21 protein-coding genes are annotated in these 19861 nt (G+C 68.6%); 11 read left to right on the top strand and 10 right to left on the bottom strand.

Annotation, left to right across the window (positions count from 1 at the left end; translation table 11 throughout):
- Positions 1–24: 24 nt before the first annotated feature.
- Positions 25–1905: a sensor histidine kinase gene (locus ACZ5MC_RS13525; RefSeq protein WP_464516025.1), complete on the bottom strand. Its 1881-nt coding sequence runs from the start codon at positions 1903–1905 to the stop codon at positions 25–27.
- 230 nt (positions 1906–2135) lie between these two features.
- Positions 2136–2477 carry a hypothetical protein gene (locus tag ACZ5MC_RS13520; protein ID WP_306601028.1) on the bottom strand — a complete coding sequence of 114 codons (342 nt, stop codon included), beginning with the start codon at positions 2475–2477 and terminating at the stop codon, positions 2136–2138.
- Between the two features lie 218 nt (positions 2478–2695).
- On the opposite strand from ACZ5MC_RS13520, the gene ACZ5MC_RS13515 reads away from it, so the two are divergent.
- The 6 genes from ACZ5MC_RS13515 to ACZ5MC_RS13490 all read left to right on the top strand — a co-directional run bounded on the left by ACZ5MC_RS13515 (position 2696) and on the right by ACZ5MC_RS13490 (position 7391).
- Entirely contained in the window at positions 2696–3337 is a 642-nt protein-coding gene (locus ACZ5MC_RS13515) for a hypothetical protein (RefSeq protein WP_464516024.1), read from the top strand.
- 26 nt (positions 3338–3363) lie between these two features.
- Positions 3364–3870 (top strand): hypothetical protein, encoded by a 507-nt coding sequence (locus tag ACZ5MC_RS13510; protein ID WP_306601026.1) that lies wholly within the window; start codon positions 3364–3366, stop codon positions 3868–3870.
- Between the two features lie 18 nt (positions 3871–3888).
- Positions 3889–4881: a sensor histidine kinase gene (locus ACZ5MC_RS13505; RefSeq protein ID WP_306601025.1), complete on the top strand. Its 993-nt coding sequence runs from the start codon at positions 3889–3891 to the stop codon at positions 4879–4881.
- Positions 4872–5627 (top strand): LytR/AlgR family response regulator transcription factor, encoded by a 756-nt coding sequence (locus ACZ5MC_RS13500; RefSeq protein WP_306601024.1) that lies wholly within the window; start codon positions 4872–4874, stop codon positions 5625–5627. Before ACZ5MC_RS13505 ends, ACZ5MC_RS13500 begins: the two co-directional genes overlap by 10 nt.
- Before the next feature lie 114 nt (positions 5628–5741).
- On the top strand, positions 5742–5915 hold the full coding sequence (locus ACZ5MC_RS13495; protein WP_306601023.1) for a hypothetical protein: 174 nt from the start codon (positions 5742–5744) through the stop codon (positions 5913–5915).
- A gap of 93 nt (positions 5916–6008) precedes the next feature.
- Positions 6009–7391 carry a lipopolysaccharide biosynthesis protein gene (locus tag ACZ5MC_RS13490; RefSeq protein ID WP_464516023.1) on the top strand — a complete coding sequence of 461 codons (1383 nt, stop codon included), beginning with the start codon at positions 6009–6011 and terminating at the stop codon, positions 7389–7391.
- Here ACZ5MC_RS13490 and ACZ5MC_RS13485 read toward each other — a convergent pair.
- Positions 7377–9581, bottom strand: a complete 2205-nt coding sequence (locus tag ACZ5MC_RS13485; RefSeq protein ID WP_464516022.1) for a rhamnan synthesis F family protein — start codon at positions 9579–9581, stop codon at positions 7377–7379. The two genes, ACZ5MC_RS13490 and ACZ5MC_RS13485, sit on opposite strands and share 15 nt — an antisense overlap.
- Positions 9578–10504, bottom strand: a complete 927-nt coding sequence (locus ACZ5MC_RS13480) for a 2OG-Fe(II) oxygenase (protein ID WP_464516021.1) — start codon at positions 10502–10504, stop codon at positions 9578–9580. Before ACZ5MC_RS13480 ends, ACZ5MC_RS13485 begins: the two co-directional genes overlap by 4 nt.
- On the opposite strand from ACZ5MC_RS13480, the gene ACZ5MC_RS13475 reads away from it, so the two are divergent.
- Complete coding sequence (locus tag ACZ5MC_RS13475; RefSeq protein ID WP_464516020.1) at positions 10503–11336, top strand: alpha/beta fold hydrolase; 834 nt, start codon at positions 10503–10505, stop codon at positions 11334–11336. The genes ACZ5MC_RS13480 and ACZ5MC_RS13475 overlap by 2 nt on opposite strands.
- On the opposite strand, the gene ACZ5MC_RS13470 is transcribed toward ACZ5MC_RS13475, so the two are convergent.
- From ACZ5MC_RS13470 to ACZ5MC_RS13455, 4 genes are all read right to left on the bottom strand, one after another.
- Positions 11306–11995, bottom strand: a complete 690-nt coding sequence (locus ACZ5MC_RS13470; RefSeq protein ID WP_306601018.1) for a hypothetical protein — start codon at positions 11993–11995, stop codon at positions 11306–11308. The two genes, ACZ5MC_RS13475 and ACZ5MC_RS13470, sit on opposite strands and share 31 nt — an antisense overlap.
- A gap of 53 nt (positions 11996–12048) precedes the next feature.
- Positions 12049–12510 carry a VOC family protein gene (locus tag ACZ5MC_RS13465; protein ID WP_306601017.1) on the bottom strand — a complete coding sequence of 154 codons (462 nt, stop codon included), beginning with the start codon at positions 12508–12510 and terminating at the stop codon, positions 12049–12051.
- A gap of 149 nt (positions 12511–12659) precedes the next feature.
- Positions 12660–13373, bottom strand: coding sequence for a class I SAM-dependent methyltransferase (locus ACZ5MC_RS13460; protein ID WP_464516019.1), 714 nt, complete (start codon positions 13371–13373; stop codon positions 12660–12662).
- A 2-nt stretch (positions 13374–13375) separates the two neighbouring features.
- Positions 13376–14248: a tetratricopeptide repeat protein gene (locus ACZ5MC_RS13455; RefSeq protein ID WP_306601015.1), complete on the bottom strand. Its 873-nt coding sequence runs from the start codon at positions 14246–14248 to the stop codon at positions 13376–13378.
- 240 nt (positions 14249–14488) lie between these two features.
- Here ACZ5MC_RS13455 and ACZ5MC_RS13450 point away from each other — a divergent pair, with 240 nt between their 5' ends.
- On the top strand, positions 14489–15259 hold the full coding sequence (locus ACZ5MC_RS13450) for a hypothetical protein (RefSeq protein WP_464516018.1): 771 nt from the start codon (positions 14489–14491) through the stop codon (positions 15257–15259).
- 89 nt (positions 15260–15348) lie between these two features.
- The gene (locus tag ACZ5MC_RS13445; protein ID WP_464516017.1) at positions 15349–16038 is read left to right on the top strand and encodes a YkgJ family cysteine cluster protein; all 690 of its coding nucleotides are present in this window, start codon (positions 15349–15351) and stop codon (positions 16036–16038) included.
- A 48-nt stretch (positions 16039–16086) separates the two neighbouring features.
- On the opposite strand, the gene ACZ5MC_RS13440 is transcribed toward ACZ5MC_RS13445, so the two are convergent.
- The gene (locus ACZ5MC_RS13440; protein WP_464516016.1) at positions 16087–17979 is read right to left on the bottom strand and encodes a hypothetical protein; all 1893 of its coding nucleotides are present in this window, start codon (positions 17977–17979) and stop codon (positions 16087–16089) included.
- Positions 17980–18130: 151 nt separating this feature from the next.
- Between ACZ5MC_RS13440 and ACZ5MC_RS13435 the strand changes: the two genes are divergently transcribed.
- Complete coding sequence (locus ACZ5MC_RS13435; RefSeq protein WP_464516015.1) at positions 18131–19060, top strand: ion channel; 930 nt, start codon at positions 18131–18133, stop codon at positions 19058–19060.
- A gap of 149 nt (positions 19061–19209) precedes the next feature.
- Positions 19210–19413, top strand: a complete 204-nt coding sequence (locus tag ACZ5MC_RS13430; RefSeq protein WP_306601010.1) for a hypothetical protein — start codon at positions 19210–19212, stop codon at positions 19411–19413.
- Here the strand turns inward: ACZ5MC_RS13430 and ACZ5MC_RS13425 are convergent.
- Entirely contained in the window at positions 19406–19831 is a 426-nt protein-coding gene (locus ACZ5MC_RS13425; protein WP_306601009.1) for a hypothetical protein, read from the bottom strand. The two genes, ACZ5MC_RS13430 and ACZ5MC_RS13425, sit on opposite strands and share 8 nt — an antisense overlap.
- Between the last annotated feature and the right edge of the window lie 30 nt (positions 19832–19861).

The following is a 19861-nucleotide window of genomic DNA, read 5'->3' as shown; positions in this document are numbered from 1 at the left end:
CCTCCGGCCGGAGCAAACATCCATTCAGACCGTTGCCGGCCGGCCCTCCCGCGAGGTCCGCTCCGCGCCCTTGCGCAGCGAGGGCGGCAGCTCGATGCGGAAGGTGGTCCCGGCGCCGGGCTCCGAATCCACCTGGATCCGCCCCCCGTGGCCGGTCACGATGTTGGCGACCATGGCCAGGCCGAGACCGGTGCCCTTCCCGGGCTCCTTGGTGGAGAAGTAGGGCTCGAAGATGCGCCGCTTCACGTCGTCGCCCATGCCGCAGCCCGTGTCCCGCACTTCCAGGCAGGCGTTCCCCTCGGAGGAGAACGTCCGGAAGCTCAGCAGGCCGCCAACGGGCATGGCGTCCCGCGCGTTGATGCCCAGATTCACGATGATCTGCTGGATCTTGACGGGGTCCCCGAACAGCATCGGCAGCTCCGGATCCAGGTCCAGCTCCACCCGGATGCCCTTGCCCAGCACGCCCCGCAGCAGCCCGATGCCGGTCTCCAGGGACGTGTTCAGGTTCATCAGCACGCGCTGGCCCGGATCCGGGCGGCTGTAGTCCAGGAGCCCGCGCAGCACCTCGGCGCATTTGATGGTCGCTCCCTCCGCCGCCCGAAGACGGGGCTGGAGGGCGGGGTGGCCCTCGGACTGGCTCCGGCAGAGCGTGAGCTGGCCGAGCACCACGGCCAGATGGTTGTTCACGTCGTGCACGATGCCCGGCGCCATCATGCCCACCGAATCCATCCGCTGGTTGTGCTCGGCCCGGCTCAGGAGGAGCTCCTTCTCCTGGACGGCCCGGCCCGCGTCGCGCAGCTGCCGGCCCACCTGCTCGAGTTCCCAGATGTCGGAGTGGTAGTCCTTCCCCGGGGCGCTTCCGGACCCGGGCAGGCCCGCCTCGGCCGCAAGCTCGCGCATGGGGCGCACGAGGTGGCGGTGCAGGTCCAGGAGGCTCCAGGCCACACCCAGGACCAGGGCGAGGGCCAGGAGGAAGGTGGCGATCCGCCGGCGGTGAAGGCCGGGGAAGAGGTCCTCCTCGGGAATGGCGACCTGCAGGCGCATCTGCGGCGTTCCCGCGGAGGAATACGCGCCGTCCGCCCTGACGACGGCCGCGCTGGAGCCCGGGCGGCTGTCGCCCGGGGGCGTGGACGGCGTCAGCTGGTGCCTGAACCGGGTCCCCTGGTCGAGCATCTCCGGGGTCCTGGGCGGGACCAGGAGCCGGCCGGACAGGTCCGTCACCATCAAGCGGGCGCCGGGGGTCGGCTGGTGCTCCCAGATCAAGGCCGTCAGCTCCTCCAGGGAGACGTCCACGCCGATGACGCCCTCGAGACGGCCCTGGGAATTGCGGACCGGCACCGTGTAGGTGAACCCTCCGACCATGGAGGTGTAGTAGCGGTAGGCCTCCGGCGTCCAGGCCGGGCGGGCGTGGGCCGCCCCGAACCGGTACCAGTAGCGCTGCCGGGCATCGTAGACCTCGCGGTCATCCGCGGGACCGGGCACCCATTTCCCCGAACGCATCATGAACCGTCTGGGATGCCGGCCCGCCCGGTATAGGACCAGGTTCCATTCGCCGTCCCTCCTCACGACGCAGGCCGAATCGCCGTCCTCCCGGCTGAGGATGAGGTTGGTGATGATCGCTCCCCGTTCCAGGAAGGCGATGACGCCCTGCAGTCGCGCGGGGTCGTCCAGCCGGCCTTCCTCCCGGGACCACCAGGCGCCGAAGGCGAGGCCGGTGGTTTCGGCCCGGTTGAGCTCGCGGCCGATGGTCCGGTCCATCTGCACCAGGGATTGCCGGGCCCGGTCGCGGACCTGGGTCCTCGGAGAATGGACGAGGCCCCACCACCAGAGGCTCCAGATCCCCGCGGCGCACAGGGTCGTGAGGACGATGGCTTTCCACAGCACCATGCTATGAAGGCGGGGCATTGGCTGGCGTCTCCGTTCCGATCGAGTCTTCGGCGCGGAAGGGCCTGGATGTTCAGGAAACCGTCGGCGGAGACTTCCCCAAGGGTAGCAAGTCGGGCAAATGGAACCAGTACTTTATATGGGCCCGGACGCGGCCAGGAGACCTTCAGCTTCGGTCCGGTCCTCGCCTTCGGGGACGCCAGGTACGTGGGGCCCTCAAGGCAGGCCCCGGTCCTTCGGCCATCCAGGGCTCAGGACGGCTTGACCGGCCAGGTGAACCACGCCTCGGCGTCGGCGTCGCAGCAGCGTTCCCAGGACTTGCCTTCGGTGAAGAACTCCTCCCGGTCCCGGTCGCAGGCCTTGAACGCCACCAGGCGGTCCTGGGGCTTGGGCGGCGCGGGCATGTGCATCCAGTGGGTGGGGAAGCAGGGGACGGTGAACCCGTTCCCGTCCTGGTCCCGCAGCCACTTCCCGTCCTGGCAGCGCATGGCGACGGCGAGCATGCCGTCCTCGTCGCCCGGTCCGAAGGACCCGCGTCCGATAAGAATGCTCCCGTCCTTCGGGGCGGTTGCGATGTGCCGCCATTCACTCATGGTCACCTCAAACTACCTGTTCGTCCTATTATGGCCGGAGCTCCGGGTGCATCGGTCACAACGGCCCCATCCCCGTAGGTTTTTTGCCTCCATTCGTCGCGCGATAGGTGGGGTTGGTCCGATCGTTTCCCTCCCGGGGTCATTCTTCGTTCATGGTGATTTGGGCGGGCACCGCCCGGCCTTCCTGGTCCGAAGTCCTCTTCCCGAAAGGAGACCCCATGTTGCGCAGTCCCTTGACCCTCCTTCCCCTTCTCCTGCTGGGGCTCGGCCCCGCCCTGGGGGCCCAGCTGCCCGTCCAGTTCGGGGGGGCCGTCTCGGTGGACGCGCCCCTTTCGGACCTGAGGACGGATCTCAACGACAAAGTGGGGCTCGGCACCAGCTTCCAGGTCACCGTCAGGACCGGGGAGCGCCTGTCGGTGCGCCCCCGCCTGGACCTGGATCTCTTCCGGGTCTCCCGGTACCATCGGCCCTTTTCCAACTACGTGCAGGAGCGCACCTTCTTCTCGGCCGGGGCCGGGGCGGACCTGCTCTACGCCTTCGACGGCACGGCCGGGAATGGCCTCTATTGCCTGGCAGGGGCCGGGGTGCTTCAATGGTTCCAACATTTCACCATTACGGACCATTGGAATCACGACCCGGACGGCAACTACCGCTCGGACACCCGGAAAAACCGCGTGAGCCCCTGGGCCGCCCTGGGCCTGGGCTACCAGGTCAACCGGCACCTGGGCTTCGAAACCCGGGCCGTGCTCTCCCAGTACGATCGTCCCGCGGCCGGCGGCCTCCAGGTCCCCACCGGCGAGGTCCCGACCGAACTCCGCAAGGCCCTCAACGTCCAGTTCGCAGTGACGGGGAGATGGTAATGGTCTTTCAACCCAGGAGAGGCGACATGCTCCTTTCTCGAAGCGTCCTGTTTGCGGTCCTCCTCATGGGGATCCCCCTGCCGGCCCAGGAACCCGCCGGTGGCCGTCCGCCCGAAACGGTGTTCCTCCGGCTCAACCTGGGCGGCGGACAGGCCACCCAGGACGGGGCCCGCCACGGGAACCTGGAGCTGGGCGGCGACCTCCTGCTGTCCGCGAACGCCTCCCAGCGGTACGGGCTGAGGGTCTCCTCCCTGGATCTCGACGTCGGAGGCAGGCACGAGCGCTACCTCTGCACGGGCGTCGTGCTGGAGATGGTGGTGCACCGGTGGCTGCGCATGGAGATCGGCACGGTCGGCTTCATCGGGAGGGGGGACCGGAGCGGGACCAATCCCTTCGGCCTGGTCTCCTTCGTGGGGTACGAGAAGCGGGCCGGCGCCCTCACCTGGTCCATCGGCTACGACTCGAAGTACGTCTTCGGCCGGCCCGCGATCACCGTCAACAATCTCGGCATCGGGGTCGGTGTCCATTTCTAGGAAGACAGGATCGAACCCATGGACTGGAATCCCGACATCCGCCCCTTCCAGGGGGCCTTCCTCCGCTGGGTGCCGAGGGCCGTCCTGCTCGGGGGCATCCCCAGCGCCCTCGCCCAGGCCCTCCTTTCCGGACCGGTGCCCCATTACCTGCTTCTCAGCTTCTGCGTGGGCTCGGTGTGCACCGTGGTCCTGTGGGGGAGCTACGAGGCGCTGAGCCCCTGGATCCTCGCCCATCCACCCCGGCTCGACCCCGGCTGGGCCGCCATCCTCTCGCTGGGCAAGTGGATGCTGGTGTACCTGGTCCTCGTCGGGGTCCTGCTCTTCACGGCCGACCACGTCCTCCACCTCCAGCTTTCGGCCTTCTTCGTCGTGACGATGGGTCTCCTGCTCTCGAGCCTGGTGGTCAGCGTGCGGAGCACGTCGTCCCAGGTGGCCATGGCCCGCGCCCTGGAACAGTCCAGCGCCCGCGCGAACCTGCTGGCGCTCAAGTCCCAGCTCAGCCCGCACACCCTGTTCAACGCCCTGAACGCGGCCGCCTCCCTGGTCTCGAAGGCGCCGAAGGATGCGGAGCGCGCCATCGAACACCTCTCCCTCCTGCTGCGGAAGATCCTGGAGGCCCTGGAGCGGGAGAACTGGACGCTCGGCGAGGAGTTCGACCTGCTCCGCCACCTGCTGGAACTGGAGAAGCTCCGGTTCGGCGCGCGGCTGAATTTCGTCCTCGACCTGCCGGAGGCCAGCCGGGGGCGGTCCATCCCGCCCCTGCTCCTGCTGCCCCTCGTGGAGAACAGCCTCAAGCACGGCTTCCGTCCGAAAGTGGGATCCTGCAGCCTCCACCTGACGGTGGAGGGACCCCTGATCCGCCTGGTGGACGACGGGGTCGGGCGCCAGGCGGGCGCGCCCGAGGGCATCGGCCTGCGCACGGTCCGCCACCGCCTGGAAGCGATGGGCGGTCGGTTACAATGGCCGGACGTGGATTCCGGTTGTGTCGTGGAGCTGAGGCTGTGTCCCTGAACTATGCCCTGATCGAGGATGAACCCCTGGCGCGCTCCCGCGTGCAGGACATGGTGGAGGAGCTCAGGCCGGGCAGCTGCTGCCTGGGCGAGGCCGAGGACGGCATCTCGGGGCTGGCGCTCCTGCGCCGGATCCAGCCGGAGGTGCTCTTCCTGGACATCGAGTTCCCGCCCGCGGGCGCCTTCGGGCTGCTGAGGGCCGCCCGGGCCGAGAACCTGAAGCTTCCGCCCATCGTCTTCGTCACGGCCTACGGCGACCACGCCATCGAGGCCTTCCGCTGGGAGGCCTGGGACTACCTCATGAAGCCGCTGGTCACGGAACGGCTGGAGGAGACCCTGAGGCGGGTGGAAGGCCGCCTCCTGGCCCAGCCCGACGTCGCGGTGCTCCTCCAGGCCATGGAGGCCGTGCGGAAGAAGGAGGCGCCCGAGCGGTTCATCGTCACCCGGAAGGGCCGCCTGCGCGTGCTCGCCTGGAGCGACGTGAGCCACCTGTCCACCGAGAACCGCCTGCTCTTCGCCCACACCGCCGAAGGCCGCTTCCCCCTCGACCGCACCCTGGACGAGCTGGAGGCCATGCTCTCCCCGGCCTTCTTCCGCTGCCACCGGGGGGCCATGGTGGCCGTGGCGGCCATCAGGGAACTGGCCGTCGAGACCGGGGGGGGCGGCGAATTGACCACGTCCGGCGGCGAGCGCATCCCGGTGAGCCGCGAACGCATGCCCGCCCTCCGCCGGTGCCTGAACGGCTGAAGGCTGGCCATCGGCGCCTGGGAACCTCGGCCATCCCTCGCATTCCCTCGCCTCAACACATGGTGCTCCGGGGTTTTTCGGCCTAACTTGGGGAGTCTGGCCACAGGAGGTCCCATGTCTTCCACTACGACGCCCCTGCTGCATATTTCCTTCGACTTTGCGGAAACGCTCCTGCTCCGGCTGGATGCTGCGGCCAAGGCGACCGGCGATCCTTCCTACCTCGAGGCCGCGAAGATCCTCCAGGCCGAGATCGACGCGCAGATCCGGATCGTCCAGCCGGAGCACTGATCTCTGCGCCAGCGGAGGCGGAGGGCATCGCCAGGCCTGGTCCTGGTGCGCGCGTCCCGCTTGACATGGCCGCCTCGATGCCGACGATGAGGCATGCGCTCACCGTCCGCCCCTCCGAGCCTACCTCGCGGCGAGGGGCCTGAGGGTTGGCGGGCGGCCCTGGCCAAGGGCGCAGGCGGGTGGCTGGCCCAGGGCAGGGCCGCGTTCATGGGCCATGGGGAGCTCTTCGGGTCCGTGGCCGCGCTCTCCGGGGGCAGCATCTCCACCTCGCTTCTGGGGGCGCTGGGCGGCCTGCTGGTGGCGCGCTTCCTCGGACCCGAGGAGACCGGCCTGTTCCGGGTCTTCACCCTTCCGATCATGTATCTCACCTTCCTTCAGCTGGGCACGTTCGACGGTATCGGGCGCCAGATCCCCTTTTACGCCGGAACGGACAGGCAGGACAAGGCCGAGGCTGCGGCCTCGGTCGCCGGCGCGTGGAACGCCGGTGTTTCGGGCCTGGCTTCCTTCGTTTTCCTGGTGTTCGCCTTCATGGCCCTTCTCCGGAATGACTTCATCGCCCTGGCGGGGTGGACGTCCCAGGCCGTTCTCTGCTGGAACGTCTATTACGGGGGCTACCTTAACGCGACCTACCGTGCGACCCACCAGTTCGTGGCCATGGCTCGGATCCAGTTCCTTCAGGCGGCGATGGGGTTCGGACTGGTCTTCATCCTGCCGTTCACGGGCATCTACGGCCTCTGCATCCGGGCTGCGCTCCCCGCCATGGCCGGAATCTGGCTCTACCACCGGTTCCGCCCCCTGAAGGTGCCGCTCCGGCTCGGCCGGGCCGCCCTGGAGGAAGTGGTGGGAATGGGCCTTCCCTACAGTTTCTGGAACGCACTCTACACCACCGTCTGGATGGCGACCGAGAGCGTCCTGATCTTCTGGCTGGGCGGGGCGGGCGGGCTCGGCCTGTTCGCCGTGGCCTCGGTTCTGCGGGAAGGCATGCTCATCGTTCCCCAGGCGGTCAACCAGGCCATGACCCCCCGCGTCGTTGCGGCCTATGCGCGTGACGGCAGTGTCAGGCTCGCCTATGCCGGGTCCCTGCCGTTCGCGATCGGACTGACGGTCGTCATGGTGCCCCTGGTCCTCCTGGGCTCGTCCCTGCTGCCCCACCTGGTGCCCCTGGCGATCCCCCGCTACGTGGACGGGATCCCGATCATGAAGGTCTGCCTCTGGTTCTCCGTGATCAAGGCCGGCTCGTTGCCCTTGAACACGCTGTTCGCCACGGGGCGGTCGTGGCCCTATGGCCGGGGCGTCCTGGCCGGGCTGGTGGTGTTCCCGGTCAGCGCCTGCCTGCTCGGGCCGTACCTGGGCGGTACCCTGGCGGTGGTCACGGGGTCCCTCCTGGGGCGTCTCGCGCGGACCCTGGCGGCCTATGCGGAAATCGCCCGGATGATGCGCCAGGAGGCGCGGGATGCGGCGTCAACCGGGAAGTAGCAGGAACTGCATCTCCTCCCGCCGGGTCAACCTCACCAGCTCCCGGTTCTCCCCGCTCTGCAGCGGATGGGCGATCTTCAACCAGGAATAGCCCGAGCCTTCACAGATCCGGAAGAACAGGTGTTCGATCAGATGGGCGAGGGTTTCACCGGTCTGGCCCAGTTCCGGTGCGAAGTCCGTCAGGGTGAGGCCCGCGTCCAGAAGCTTGCGCAGGGACAGGGACCGGCCCCAGAACATGGATCCGGCCGGAAATTCGATCCGGCGCCGGAAGTCCAGTTCCAGGCCGATCCGGCGGTGAAACTGCACCGCCAAGTCGTAATCCGAGGTCAGGGTAGGCTGGGGTCGGATCCATTTCGGGTTCTGGGGTCCGATCATCCCGACGTTCGGCAATTCATGGAATATCTCGAATACGCTGGAAACGATCCCCGCGGATCCCACGAGCGTGTCCAGGAGGTATTTCCGCCAATGCGTGTAGGGCTTGCCGTAGGGTGACCGCTTGCCGTGGATGTGAAGGAAAAATTCATAACGGTCGAAGACGTCCGCACACGTGATGAGCATCGGCGCGATATCGCGCCCGCGGTTCTCGGCGAGCCTCACCTCGATCCGGCCCTGGTTCCAGTCCAGGAAGGCCTTTTCGATACTCCGGCGCTTCACCTCGGTGTCGGTCGTGATGAACAGATCGAAGCCGAAAGGGATGTGCAGCAGGTAGGTCCGGATCTCATCGGCCAGGGTGTCGTAGTACAGGTGGCAGACCACGGCGATCGACGGAGCGGGACGGTCCGTTCCGCCCAGCCACGGCAAGGGGGTGACCAGGGCGCTTTCATGGATCACCGAGTGGTTTGCATCCCGGCGTTGCCGGTACCGGGCCAGGAGCTGGAAGGAGACGCTCCACCAGGCGAGTTTGATGGCGCGGATCACGGCGAGGTGGATCCGGGGATGCCGGATGGCCAGGGCGGGGAAGCGCAACCGGGTAATCCGCGCGTCCAGGCGCCATTGCCGCCGGGTATGGGACCGCTGATAATCCTTGTCCACCTGCCTGACGTAGGGGGCGGGAGGAGGTTTCCCGTCCCGGACCGAGGAAAGCGCTTCGAGGATGAAACCCTTAATGGCCGAATAATCATCCGAGGGGCCGGGGGCGTCCGGGACCGGGGAACCGCAGATGCGCTCGGCGATGGCGGGCAGCTGCCCCTCGAAGGCATGGAAATCCGGGAAGCAGAGGCCCGTTCCGCAACATTCATAAAAGCCCCTGATCTTGTCCAGGGATCCTCCCGCGTAGGAGAAATGCGGCACCCCGTAGGTGTGGGCCAGGATGGCCCCATGCAGGCTGGATCCGAGAAATCCCCGGGACCCGGCGATGGCCGCGACCCTCTGCAACACAGATCCGAGGCCGGTCCCCTGGCGGGCGTACCTGAAATGGAAACGCTTTTCCAATCGGGTCAGGACCATGCCCTCGCCGCCGGTCCTGCCCATCTCCATCAGCACCACCGGGAGGCCCGTCCTCTGCTCCAGCTGCAGGAGCGCCTGCCCGATCGTCCCTACATCCGCACCCGGCGCCGCGTTGGTCTGGAAGCACAGGTACCCCGACTCCGCCAGGTTCGGGGGGACAAGCGAATCCTTCCGGCCGAGAAGCTCCGTCCGGGAATGGATGTGGGCCAAGCCACGCACCAGGTCGGGAAGCACCCGGAGGTTTGCCGGAACCAGGGCGGAGAGCCGCCTGGCCGACACGCGGTCCCGCACCGCGGCAAGGCGGAGCCGGGAGAAGCTGTTGGCAAGGTAGGCCCTGAAATCGGCCTCCAGGGCGAAGGGAACGCCCGCCATCAGGAGCACGAGCCGGGGATCCGGGCGTCGTGTCGGCGACATCAAGTGCGAGAACCCCAGGTTGGAGCCGTTCGGTCCGTAGATGGCAGCCAGGGAGCTGTCGTCATCCCGCACGATGTCACCGCCCCCGATGAAGATCAGATCGAAGGGGTTTTCCGAATCCAGCCGGTCCAGGTCGCCGAGGGGCAGGGTGCCGATCTGGTCGCGGTACAGGGTACCCTCCGGGAGTCCCTGGGGACTGAAGAACGAGCACTCGATGGGCATTCCCCATTCGCTGCCCACTTCCGCGAGGATCCGGCTGAATACCACGGGAAACAGCAGGTCGCCCAGGTTATCCACATCGAATGTGCCGACCTGGGCGATGCGGATCATGGCAAACCCTCCACGCGCCGCTTCACCGCCCGCACAAGCTCGGCCACGAAGGCCAGAGGGGCCATCTCGCCGGTGGAACGCCGGACCTCCGGCGGCGTCCACATCGAACTGGCGGAACCCGGCGAATGGAAGATCACGTTCACGGCGCGGCGGTGGTCGCAGGACACCCGGGGCACCGAATGCCAGGATGCATCGGAACGCACCAGTACCGCGGAATTGCCCACGACCGGGACGATTTCCTGGAACACGTCGGTTTCCAGGGGCGAGCGCAGGATGCGAAGGCCTCCCCCATCCTCGGGGGTCCAGGCCCGGTTGAAGTAGAGCACATGGGTCACCAGCTTCGCGGGCAGGTCAAGGTGCGGCCCCAGCCAGGCCCCAGGCCCATAGTCCGTGATATTGGCCTCCATCACCGCGGCCCTGAGATCCAGCCCAGTCAGGTGCATCATCGCCTGGCGGTATGCGGGTGAGAGAATATCCCCGGCCAGGCCGCGCCAAGCCGGGCTCAGGCTGGCCGCATGGGAAGGACCTTTCCGGCCCATGTGAACCAGGGAGCGGGCGCGGTACCGATAGCCCTTCTCGCCGTCGTAGCCCGCGATGTCCTTGAAATGATCCGTGGGGAAGGAGGCGAGGAGCGCATCGGCATCTCCGGGTTCGAACAACGGTCCGATCGCGGCCCACGAAAAGGGGACCTCCTCCAGGGGATGTCCAGAAATTTTCGGGATGTTCAACATGGCAAGGGTCCTGGATGGTTGGCTCGGTGGACCTGCAAGGGAACCCTTCTGGTGCAAATTTAGCTTTGCAAAGATACGTTTCTTGTTGAATTCGTCAATACAGAACAGCCTTCGGGCGCACGGGCGGTTCTCGGACGGAATGTTGCTGGCCCGTTTGCCGGATACCCTGGTGACCAAAGCGGAGTTCCCCATGCGCCTTCGGTCCCTTCTCCCCCTGGTCCTGGCAACGGGCCTTCTCGCCTCGGTGCCTTCGTTCGTGCGGGAAGGCAAGGGGCCTGGCGTCCTGCTGGTGCACGGGCTGGGCGGGAACCGGGAGGTGTGGGCCGAGGTGGCCTGGGCCCTGGCCAAGGATCACACCGTGGTGCGGGTGGACCTGCCGGGCAGCTCAGGATCCGACGGGCCGGCCGTCGTGGACGGGGCGGCGGCCTTCGAGCCGATCGCCGGGGAACTGGCCGCCCTGGTGCGCCGGGAGCAGCTGGAGCCCTGCCTCATCGTGGGCCACTCCATGGGCGGGCCCCTGTCGGCGCTGGCGGTGCTGCGGGACCCCGGGGCCTTCCGGGGCCTGGTGCTCGTGGACAGTTTCCTGGGGGTGGTGCCGGCGGGCTTTTTCGATGGGGCGGTCAAGGCCCTGGAGGCGGACCCCCGGGGCGCCCTCCAGTCGTTCTTCAAGCCCATGACGTCAGGGGAGGCCCAGGGCGCGCGGGTGCTGGCGGAGGCGCTCCAGGTGCCGGTGCCGGCGATCCAGGCCTACCTGCGGGGCATGACCGTGGATTCCCTGAAGGGACGCCAGGGGAGCCTGAAGCTGCCGGTGGCGCACTTCAAGGCCGGGACCGAGGACCCGGACCCCGCCCGGCGCAAGGCGGCGCTGGCCTTCTTCGGTTTCCAGGACCTGCCCGACTTCCGGACCGTGGCCTTCCCCAAGGCCAGGCACTGGGTCATGTGGGACGAGCCGGCGATGTTCCTGGACGCGCTGCGGGCCTTCGATGCCGGCCTTCACCTGCGCTTGCCGAAGACCTCCAGGTAGTCCCGCACCGCCTCCGGGTCCCCCTCCCGGCGGATGGGACCGAGGAAGTCCTCGTAGCTGTGCTCCGCGAATTCGCCGCCGTGGGACATGTTGGCCAGGATGTAGCCCATGAACTCCTCCTGGCGGTGCTGGATGTACTTCTTGAAGGGGCGGGTGAGGGTTCCCAGGAGGGCGCTGTCCAGGGCCGTCCAGGTCTGCAGGCGGCTCTGGAAGCCCTTGGGGCCGCGCCAGTAGGAGTAGATCACCACCATCTTCGCGCCCACGGCGAAGGGGTTGCCCATGCGCCAGCGCTCCACCCGCCCGTCGATGAGGTAGACCCGCTTGCCGGGCTCCCGGTAGGCGAGGGTCAGGGTTCCCTTGAGCCCCCGGGTGTCGTCCACGATCAGGCCGCTGGAGGGCAGGGGGAAGGCGAAGAGCCGGGGCGCGAACTGGCACTCCCGCCACATGGCCGCCGCCAGCCGCGGGTGGTCGAACAGCTTCTCCATGGTCGACACCCGCACGTCCACCGGGGGGGTGGTCGTCTGGAAGGAGAACTGGGGCTTCCGGAGGATCTCCTCGGCCAGGATCCGGTTCGGCAGCTCCATCCTGTCCAGCGGGACCTGCCCGCAGAGGGAGGCGGTGACCAGGAGCAGGGCGAGGGAGCGGCCAGCGATATCCATCCTTTTACCCTAGCCCGATGGCCGCGCCGTCGCCATGCCGCATTCCGCACCGGTCAGTGGGCGGCCATCATCCGGTGCTGGATCTCCTCCGGCGTCAGGTCCTCCTTGTGGGTGGCGATGTGCCAGACATGGCCGAAGGGGTCCGTCAGGGAGCCGGTCCGGTCGCCGTAGAACATGTCCTCCACCTTGCGGGTCTGGGTGGCCCCGGCCTTGAGGGCCGTCTTGAACACCGCATCCACGTCCTCCACGTAGACCATGAGGGTCACCGGCGTGGCGCCGATGGTCTTGGCGGATAGGGCGTTCATCGACGGGACCTCGTCGGCGAGCATGACCCGGGAATCGCCGATCTGGATCTCGGCATGGGCGATGGTGTTGCCCGGCCCGTCCATGCGGAATTTCTCCGTCGCTCCGAAGGCCTTCTTGTAGAAGGCGATGGCCTGGGATGCGTCATGCACCACCAGGTAGGGGGTCACGGTGTGGTAGCCCTTGGGGATGGGTCGAACCTGGCCTTTCATGGGTCCTCCTTGGAGTGGGGCCGGGCCCTTGCCCAGTTCCCCGTCCTTGGATGCCGGAGGGATCGCTTGCGGGTGGGGTAGGAATCGTGATTTTTCCGGTCATGGTTCACTGTCCGTCCGCACGGTATGGAGGTCACATGACTTCGGCGTCAGGCAGGCGGGGCCCCTTCCACGGGTTTGCGCTTCCACCAGAGGCCCGTCCACTCCGGCAGCACCACCCCGTCCCGGTCCTCGAAGTCGAAGTCCTTGCGGAAGAACCCCCGGGTCAGGGTCCGGGCCTCCTCCAGGGAGCTGAAGCGGAAGTCGGTGCGCAGGACCCGGCGCTGGAACCCCATGGCCTCCCAGTGGGCGTAGAGGGCGGCCAGGCCTTCGCCGGGCGCCCCGGGGGATGGGGTGCCGGTGCCGAGGGTCTCCAGGAGGACGGCGGCGCCGCCGGGGCGCAGGACCCGGAACAGCTCGCCCACCCACTGCCCGGTGCGCTCCGGCCAGTCTGCGGGGTGCCAGGCCACGGCGTGGCCGAAGGCCCAGCCCTCCAGGGCGAGGTCGGCCCAGCCGTCCTCGACCGGGAGGCGGCCGTGCCCGGCCACGGCCAGCGCCACGGCGGGGAAGGGGGCCAGGCCCGGCCGCGCCACCTCCAGCATGGCGGGGCTGGCGTCGAAGGCGCGGAGGGCGGCGGCATGGGGGGCCAGGAGGCGGGTGAGGCGGCCGGTGCCGGCGCCGCATTCCACGATGCGCGCGCCCCGGCAGGGGGCGACGGCCTCCAGGGCGGGCAGGAGCGAACCGGCCTCGTCCTCGCAGGCGACGAGGCGGTCATAGGCGGCCGCGCGCAGGGCGTAGGTCTCCTCGTAATGGTCCCGGAACATGGCTAGGAGGCTGCCGTCTGTTCGGCGACCGTTTCCGCCTGGAGGGCGAGGGTCCGGGGATCCCCGGGATGGCGCTCCAGGATCTGGCGGTAGATCTGGTGGGCGACGTCGTACTCGCCGCCCAGGCGCTGGACCTTGGCCAGGCCCATGAGGGTGGCCTTGTCGAACCCGGAGACCAGGCTCCGCTCGAACATCTCCTGGGCCCGGTCCAGGAGGCCCAGGCGCAGGAAGCAGTCCCCGGCCCGGGTCAGCACCTGCTGGCTGGGGTCCCGGCGCAGGAGCTCCTCCCAGAACGGCCGGGCCTCCTCGAAGCGGCCCAGGCCGCGCAGGCTGTCGGCCAGGCCGAAGATGGCGAAGGTGTTGCCCGGATCATGGGCCAGCGCGAGGCGGTAGCAGGCGGCGGCGCGGTCGAAGGCCTGCGCCTTGCGGTGGATGTTGCCCACCAGGGTCTGGACGTTCACCTGGGCGGGATTCAGCTCCAGCAGGGGCTCCCAGCAGGCCAGCGCCTCGGCGGGCTCGTCGGCCTTGTGGTGGAGGTCCCCCAGGCCCATGAGGGCGAAGCGGTTCCGGGGTTCCAGGGCCAGGGCCCGCCGGTAGTGGGCCACGGCCAGCTCGCGGTGGCGGGACTTCTTGTGGGCGTCGGCCAGGCGGCAGTGGGCTTCCGCGTCCACGGGGCTGGTCACCAGGTAGTGCTCCAGGATCTCGATGACCTTCCCCGTCTCGCCCAGGCCGCGGTAGGCGTCCGCCAGGGAGAGATGGGCGCGCCGGTTGGCCGGGGCGAGCTCCAGCGCCCGCGCGTAGTAGGGCACGGCCGCCTGGTAATCCCGGGCTTTCCGGCGTTCGTCACCGCACTGGAGGAGGTCTTTGGGGTTCATGGGGGACCGGGGAAGGGGCGGAATGCCGCATCCATTGGGGTTGGTTATTGGATTGCCACTAGCATAGTTGATTCCGCGGGCCGGCACTTGACTTGATGCGGGGATGATCGTCTAATTCTGTCCGCTTCGTCGCACCGGTCCCGAAGGGCGCATCCATCCGCACCTTCAACCAGAAATAACATGCGGACGCGTGCAGGCCCACCGGGGATTTCCCAACCCTTCTTTTCCAAGGAGTTCCCCATGAAATTCCGTACCTTCGCCGTGGCCGTCCTCGCGGCCGGATCCTGCTTCGCCGCCAGTCCCTTCGACGGCACCTGGGTTCTGAACCCGGCCCGCAGCGTCTTCACGGGCGACACCTTCACCTACCAGGCCACCCCGGGGGGTGGCATCCACTTCTCCAACGGCAGCACCGCCGAGTTCGACTTCACCCTGGACGGGAAGCCCTGCGCCACGCCCTGGGGCAATCAGGTGACGTGGACCCGGGTCGGGGAGAACGCCTGGAACCGGGAGTGGACCTTCGGCGGCAAGGTGATCCAGAAGGGCCTCACCTCGGTTTCCGGCGACGGGAAGCTCCTGTCCAGCTCCTACACGGAATTCCGCCCCGACGGCTCCAAGGTGGAGTCCTCCGAAGTGTACGAGCGGGTGTCGGGAGGGCCCGGCCTCCCGGGCAAGTGGAAGAACGTCAAGAGCGTGCCCAGCACCGCGACCCTCATCGTGGCGGTTCCGGCCCCGGGCAGGATCCGGTTCGAGATGCCCGAGTACCAGATGACCGAGGAGGGTCCCACGGACGGGACGGCCATCCCGGTGATGGGGCCGACCGTCGCCAAGGGCACGACGGACGCCTGGAGGGTGGTGGACGCCGGCACGTTCAGCTTCGAGTCCCGGATGGGGGGCAAGGTGATGACCCTGGGGACCCTCGGACTGGCGGCGGACGGGAAGTCGCTGACCTTCACGTTCTGGGTGCCCGGCAAGGAGGACGAGAAGGCGACGGCCGTCTACGAGCGGAAGTAGGGGTGTGACGCGCGGTACGCCCCGGATCCGGATGCGCCCGCAGCGGGGCATCCGCCGGGGATTCCGGATACCCTGGCCAGGGAGGCGCGATGGAGGACCCCCGCAGATGGGTCGAGGACCATGTCATGAGGGACGGCGACATGCTGTTCTACGGGAACCTCTACGACGAACTTGCGGAGGCCGGGGCGGACGTCTTCTGGGAGGAACTCAAGCGCGCCGCGGCGCCCTACGCCGCCGGCGGCGGGGACCGCGCCCGCGCGGCCCAGGCGCGGGTGGACGACACCATCCGGACCCTGCTCGCGCGGGACGCGCGGTTCGCCTATCCGGCCCCGTTCTGCCACAAGGGCTGCGCCAACTGCTGCCGCCAGCTGGTGTACTGCACCGGCGAGGAGGCCCGGGAGATCGATGCCCACTGCAGGGAGCACGGCATCCCCATCGACTACGCCAGGATCGAGCGGCAGCTGCGCTACGTGGACTTCGACGCCGCCGGCGACCACACCGGCGCCACCACCTGGGACGACCAGCCCGATGCGGACCGGTCCTGCGTGTTCCTCGGCCCGGACCGGGCCTGCGCGATCTGGCCGGTGCGGCCCCTGGTGTGCCGCGCCCAGCTGGCGGAGGGCACGGACGCGCACTGCAGGCCGCACAACGGCGTCCCGGATCCGGAGGCCGCGGGGATCACCTACGTGGAGGTGAACTACCAGATCAGCGCCATCTTCACCATCCACCGGGACTCGGTGAAGAAGACCATGGGAAGGCTCCTGCTGGATCTGCGCTAGGAGGGTGGCCCGCAAGTCCGGGACACGGACGAATACCTGGCCGGGCTCCTAACGCTTCCTGTCCTCCTCCAGCAGCGCGAAGAGCTTGTCGGTCTTGGTGCGGGGCAGGCGGAGGTTCTGGATGGCGTTGGTCACGCCCACGCCCGCGCGGGAGGCGCCTTCGCGCAGCACCTGGAGGCAGTAGGCGTTCAGGAGGTCCCGGTGGCGGGCCACGGACTCCCGCGTGAGCAGGCGCAGGGCGGGCTTCCGGCCGGGCTCCGCGGGCTCCAGGGGCACCTCGGGCAGGGCCTGGGAGAGGGCGTCGGTGATCCTGGGGAGCCAGCTCCGCAGGTCCGGCACCACGGGCCCGCCCAGGACCAGCAGGGTGTCCATCGTGTCGAAGAACCCCAGCACCTCCTGCATGGCGGTGTCCAGGAGGCCGTCGCCCTGCTTCTGGAGGATGTTCCAGGCGATGGGGACGTTGCGGAACAGGGTGTCGCCCACGTGCAGGTGGATGGACATGGCCACGTGGAGCATGTAGAGGATGCGGAAGTTCTTCACCTCCTCGATGGGGGCCTTCAGGGCCGCGGCGCCCCGCTGGGGGCTGTTGAAGAGCAGGCCGGGGTTGATGCCCAGGACGTCCAGGAAGAAGTGGCGGTTGGCCAGGAGGTGCAGCTGGGCGTCGTTGCCCGCGGTGGACGGGTGGGTGGCGGCGATGAAGGCCAGGAGGTCGTCGAAGTAGGCGTTGTCCCGGAAGGTGGCGTGGGCGATGAGAAACAGGATGTTGCGGATCTTGAGGTCCAGGTCCCCGAAGACCACGGCGCGCTTGTTCTCGGAATACTGCGCCTTCCACCCCAGGAAGATGTCGGCCTTGAGCATCTCCAGGAACCGGAGCACCTCGCGCTCCTGGAGCAGGTTCACGGCGTTGCCCACCTCGACGGCGTTGTAGGTCCTGGGCAGGACGCTGCCGGGGTCGTCCTTCTTCAGGTAGGCCAGGGCCTCGGCGTTGGAGATGCGCCGGGGGAACACGGGCTCGATCTTGCCCAGGCCGAAGGGATAGTTCTGGATGCCCTCCAGGGCATAGGCCCCGTAGATGCTGGAGCCGGCGGTGAGGTCCTGGGCGAAGACGGCCTGCAGGCGCGCGCGGGTCTCCGGGGTGTCCTGCACCCCGAAGAGGTCCAGGTAGTTCGAGGCGAAGCCCAGGCCGAAGGCGGCGGCGGCGTCCAGCAGCTCAAGCCGGGTGGCCTGGGGGATGTCGCGGAAGGGCGGGGCCAGGTCCGGGTCGCGCAGGCACTCCAGGGTGCCGTAGGGGTCGGCCTGGAGGAGGGACCGGAGCACCTGGGCGTAGGCGCCCGGGTCCTGGCGCACGGCTTCGGGGACGAGCCGCAGGTGGTGGTGCTTCACGTGGACCTGGAAGCGGGAGCGGGCCTGTTCGAAGCGCCGCTGGAGGTCCTGGGCGCCCTCGTCTCCCCCGGAATGGTAGAGGATCTCGATCTTCTTCTGCTCCTCGAAGTCCAGGGCCGGCTGGCCGGCCAGGGCCGCCAGGACGACCGCGAGGGTATCCTCCAGCGATCCGAGGGCCGCGTGGTCCAGCAACTCCAGGGTCTTGCCCGGCTCCTCCCCCGCGCAGGCCAGGGCCGCCAGGAAGCGCCGCTCCGGGGCCAGGTCGAAGTGGGGCAGGAACTCCATGACCACCTTCGCGAGGCCGTCGCCGGGGCCCAGGAGGGCCAGGAGCCACCGGCCCTCCTCGCCCGCCGAGGCGAGGGTCCGGGTCACGGCCTTGGGGTTGTGGTTGCGGCCTTGCATGCCGTTGAGGCGCAGCTTGGGGACCTGCTCGCCGAAGGCGGCGGACCGGGCGGGATCGGCCTCCAGGTCCCGGCGCGCCTGGCGGCGGACCTCCTCCAGACGGCGGAGGGCCTCATCCTGGGTCCTGGATTGATCGAGTTCTTCCGGGGTGTTCATCCAATGCGCCTTCCTGCAACGGTGACGGGAGATGCGAACACCCAGGGTAGCAGTGCGGAGGCCTCCGGTCCCTTTTCTGCGGCGCAGGGCTATGTGATCAAAACAGGACCATTTGGCCACGCAGCGGCGGGAAGTGGTAGCCTGGGGCCCCATGACCGCCCCCTCCGCTTTCGACAAGCTCCCGCCTGGCGACGACCTGGGCCTGGGCCTGCGGTCCGGCGCCCGGCGGTGGATGAACAAGGACGGCAGCATCAACGTGCGCCGGGTGGGCCTGCCCTGGTTCCGCCCCTACGAGCTGTACCATCGGCTCATCACCATGGGGGGCGCCCGGTTCCTGGCCCTGCTCTTCCTGGGCTACCTGCTCACCAACCTGGTGTTCGCCGGCGTCTACCTGGCGGTGGGCATGGAGCACTTCATACGGCCCGGGGGGAGCGGATTCGTGGACAGGCTGCTGGACGCCTTCTTCTTCAGCGCCCAGACCCTGACCACCGTGGGTTACGGGCACATCAGCCCGCAGAGCCACCTGGCCAGCGCCGTGGCGGCCCTGGAGTCCCTGCTGGGGCTCCTGAGCTTCGCCCTGGCCACCGGGCTGCTCTACGGCCGCTTCTCCCGCCCCCACGCCCAGATCCGCTTCAGCCGGCATGCCCTGGTGGCCCCCTACCGCGGCGGCAGCGGCTTCATGTTCCGGTTCGTGAACAAGCGCAGCAACCAGCTCATCGAGGTGGAGGCGACCGTGGTCCTCTCGCGGCTGGACCCGGAGACCGGCACGCGGCGCTTCCACACCCTCGCGCTCGAGCGGAGCCGCATCAACCTGTTCCCCGCCAACTGGACGGTGGTGCACCCCATCGATGACGCCAGTCCCCTCGCCGGCATGGACGATGCCGCCCTGCGAAAAATTAATGCGGAATTCATTGTCCTGGTGAAGGCCTTCGATGACACGTTCTCCCAGACCATCTACCAGCGCACGTCCTACACCGCCGAAGAGGTGCTGTGGGGGCCGCCGTTCGCGCCCATGACGCGTCCCGCGGCGGATGGCGCCCTGGAGCTGGACATCGACCTGGTGGACGGGGTGGCGGGCTGATCCTGCCGGGTTGACACGGCACCTCAGGGGCCGATACTACCCGTGCTCCATCCGACGCGGGCCCCCGCCCGCTGAGTCAGCCCCCGGCCACGGGGGTTTCTGTTTTTCGGGACCGTTTGTAGGATTCCGATCCGCCAGGTGAGACTGCCATGAACGAGAAGCGAACATCCTCCGAGACCGTGCGCTGCAACTGGTGCTTCCTCATCAACCCCGGCAGCGGCTGGATCGCCGAGCGCCGGAGGAAGGCGGCCGGACGGTACGCCAACGTGATCTGCAGGAAGTGCGTGAACTTCTTCTTCGGCGGGGTGGTCCCTTCCACCGACATGCGGGGCGTCCGGATCCGGGTCAATTGAGGGATTTCCTGAAGGTGTAGGACCGGATGACCCCGTCCGGGCCCGTCCGGACGTTCAGGTAGCGCGTCCGGGACTGCGGCGCCTGCCGCAGGGCCACAGGCGCCGGCGTGCCGGGGGCGACCCGGGGTCCCTCGAACGCATGGATGAAGCCGTTGCCCGGGCCCATCTGGATGGGGGCGGGCCGGTTCTCGATGTTCTGCGGCGCGGCGGGAGCCGCGGGCGGGACGGGGGCCGAGGCCACGTCCACGATCTCGAAGACATAGGTCGCGCCATCGGCTTCCTGCCGGACCAGGCTGGGCCGGAGGGCGCTGTGCGACAGGAAGGCCTGGATCCCCTTGCCCACGTAAGGATCGATCTCGGGATGGGGACGGGCGCAGGCCAGTCCCAGCAGGGCTAGGGCAGTCAACCATCGGACCATGGGGCGCTCCATTCCCGGGCGCTCGTGCGT

Source organism: Mesoterricola sp. JemC181 (assembly GCF_055384585.1).
Note: the sequence above shows the minus strand (reverse complement) of the source record. Positions and strands in the feature narration are given on the sequence as shown.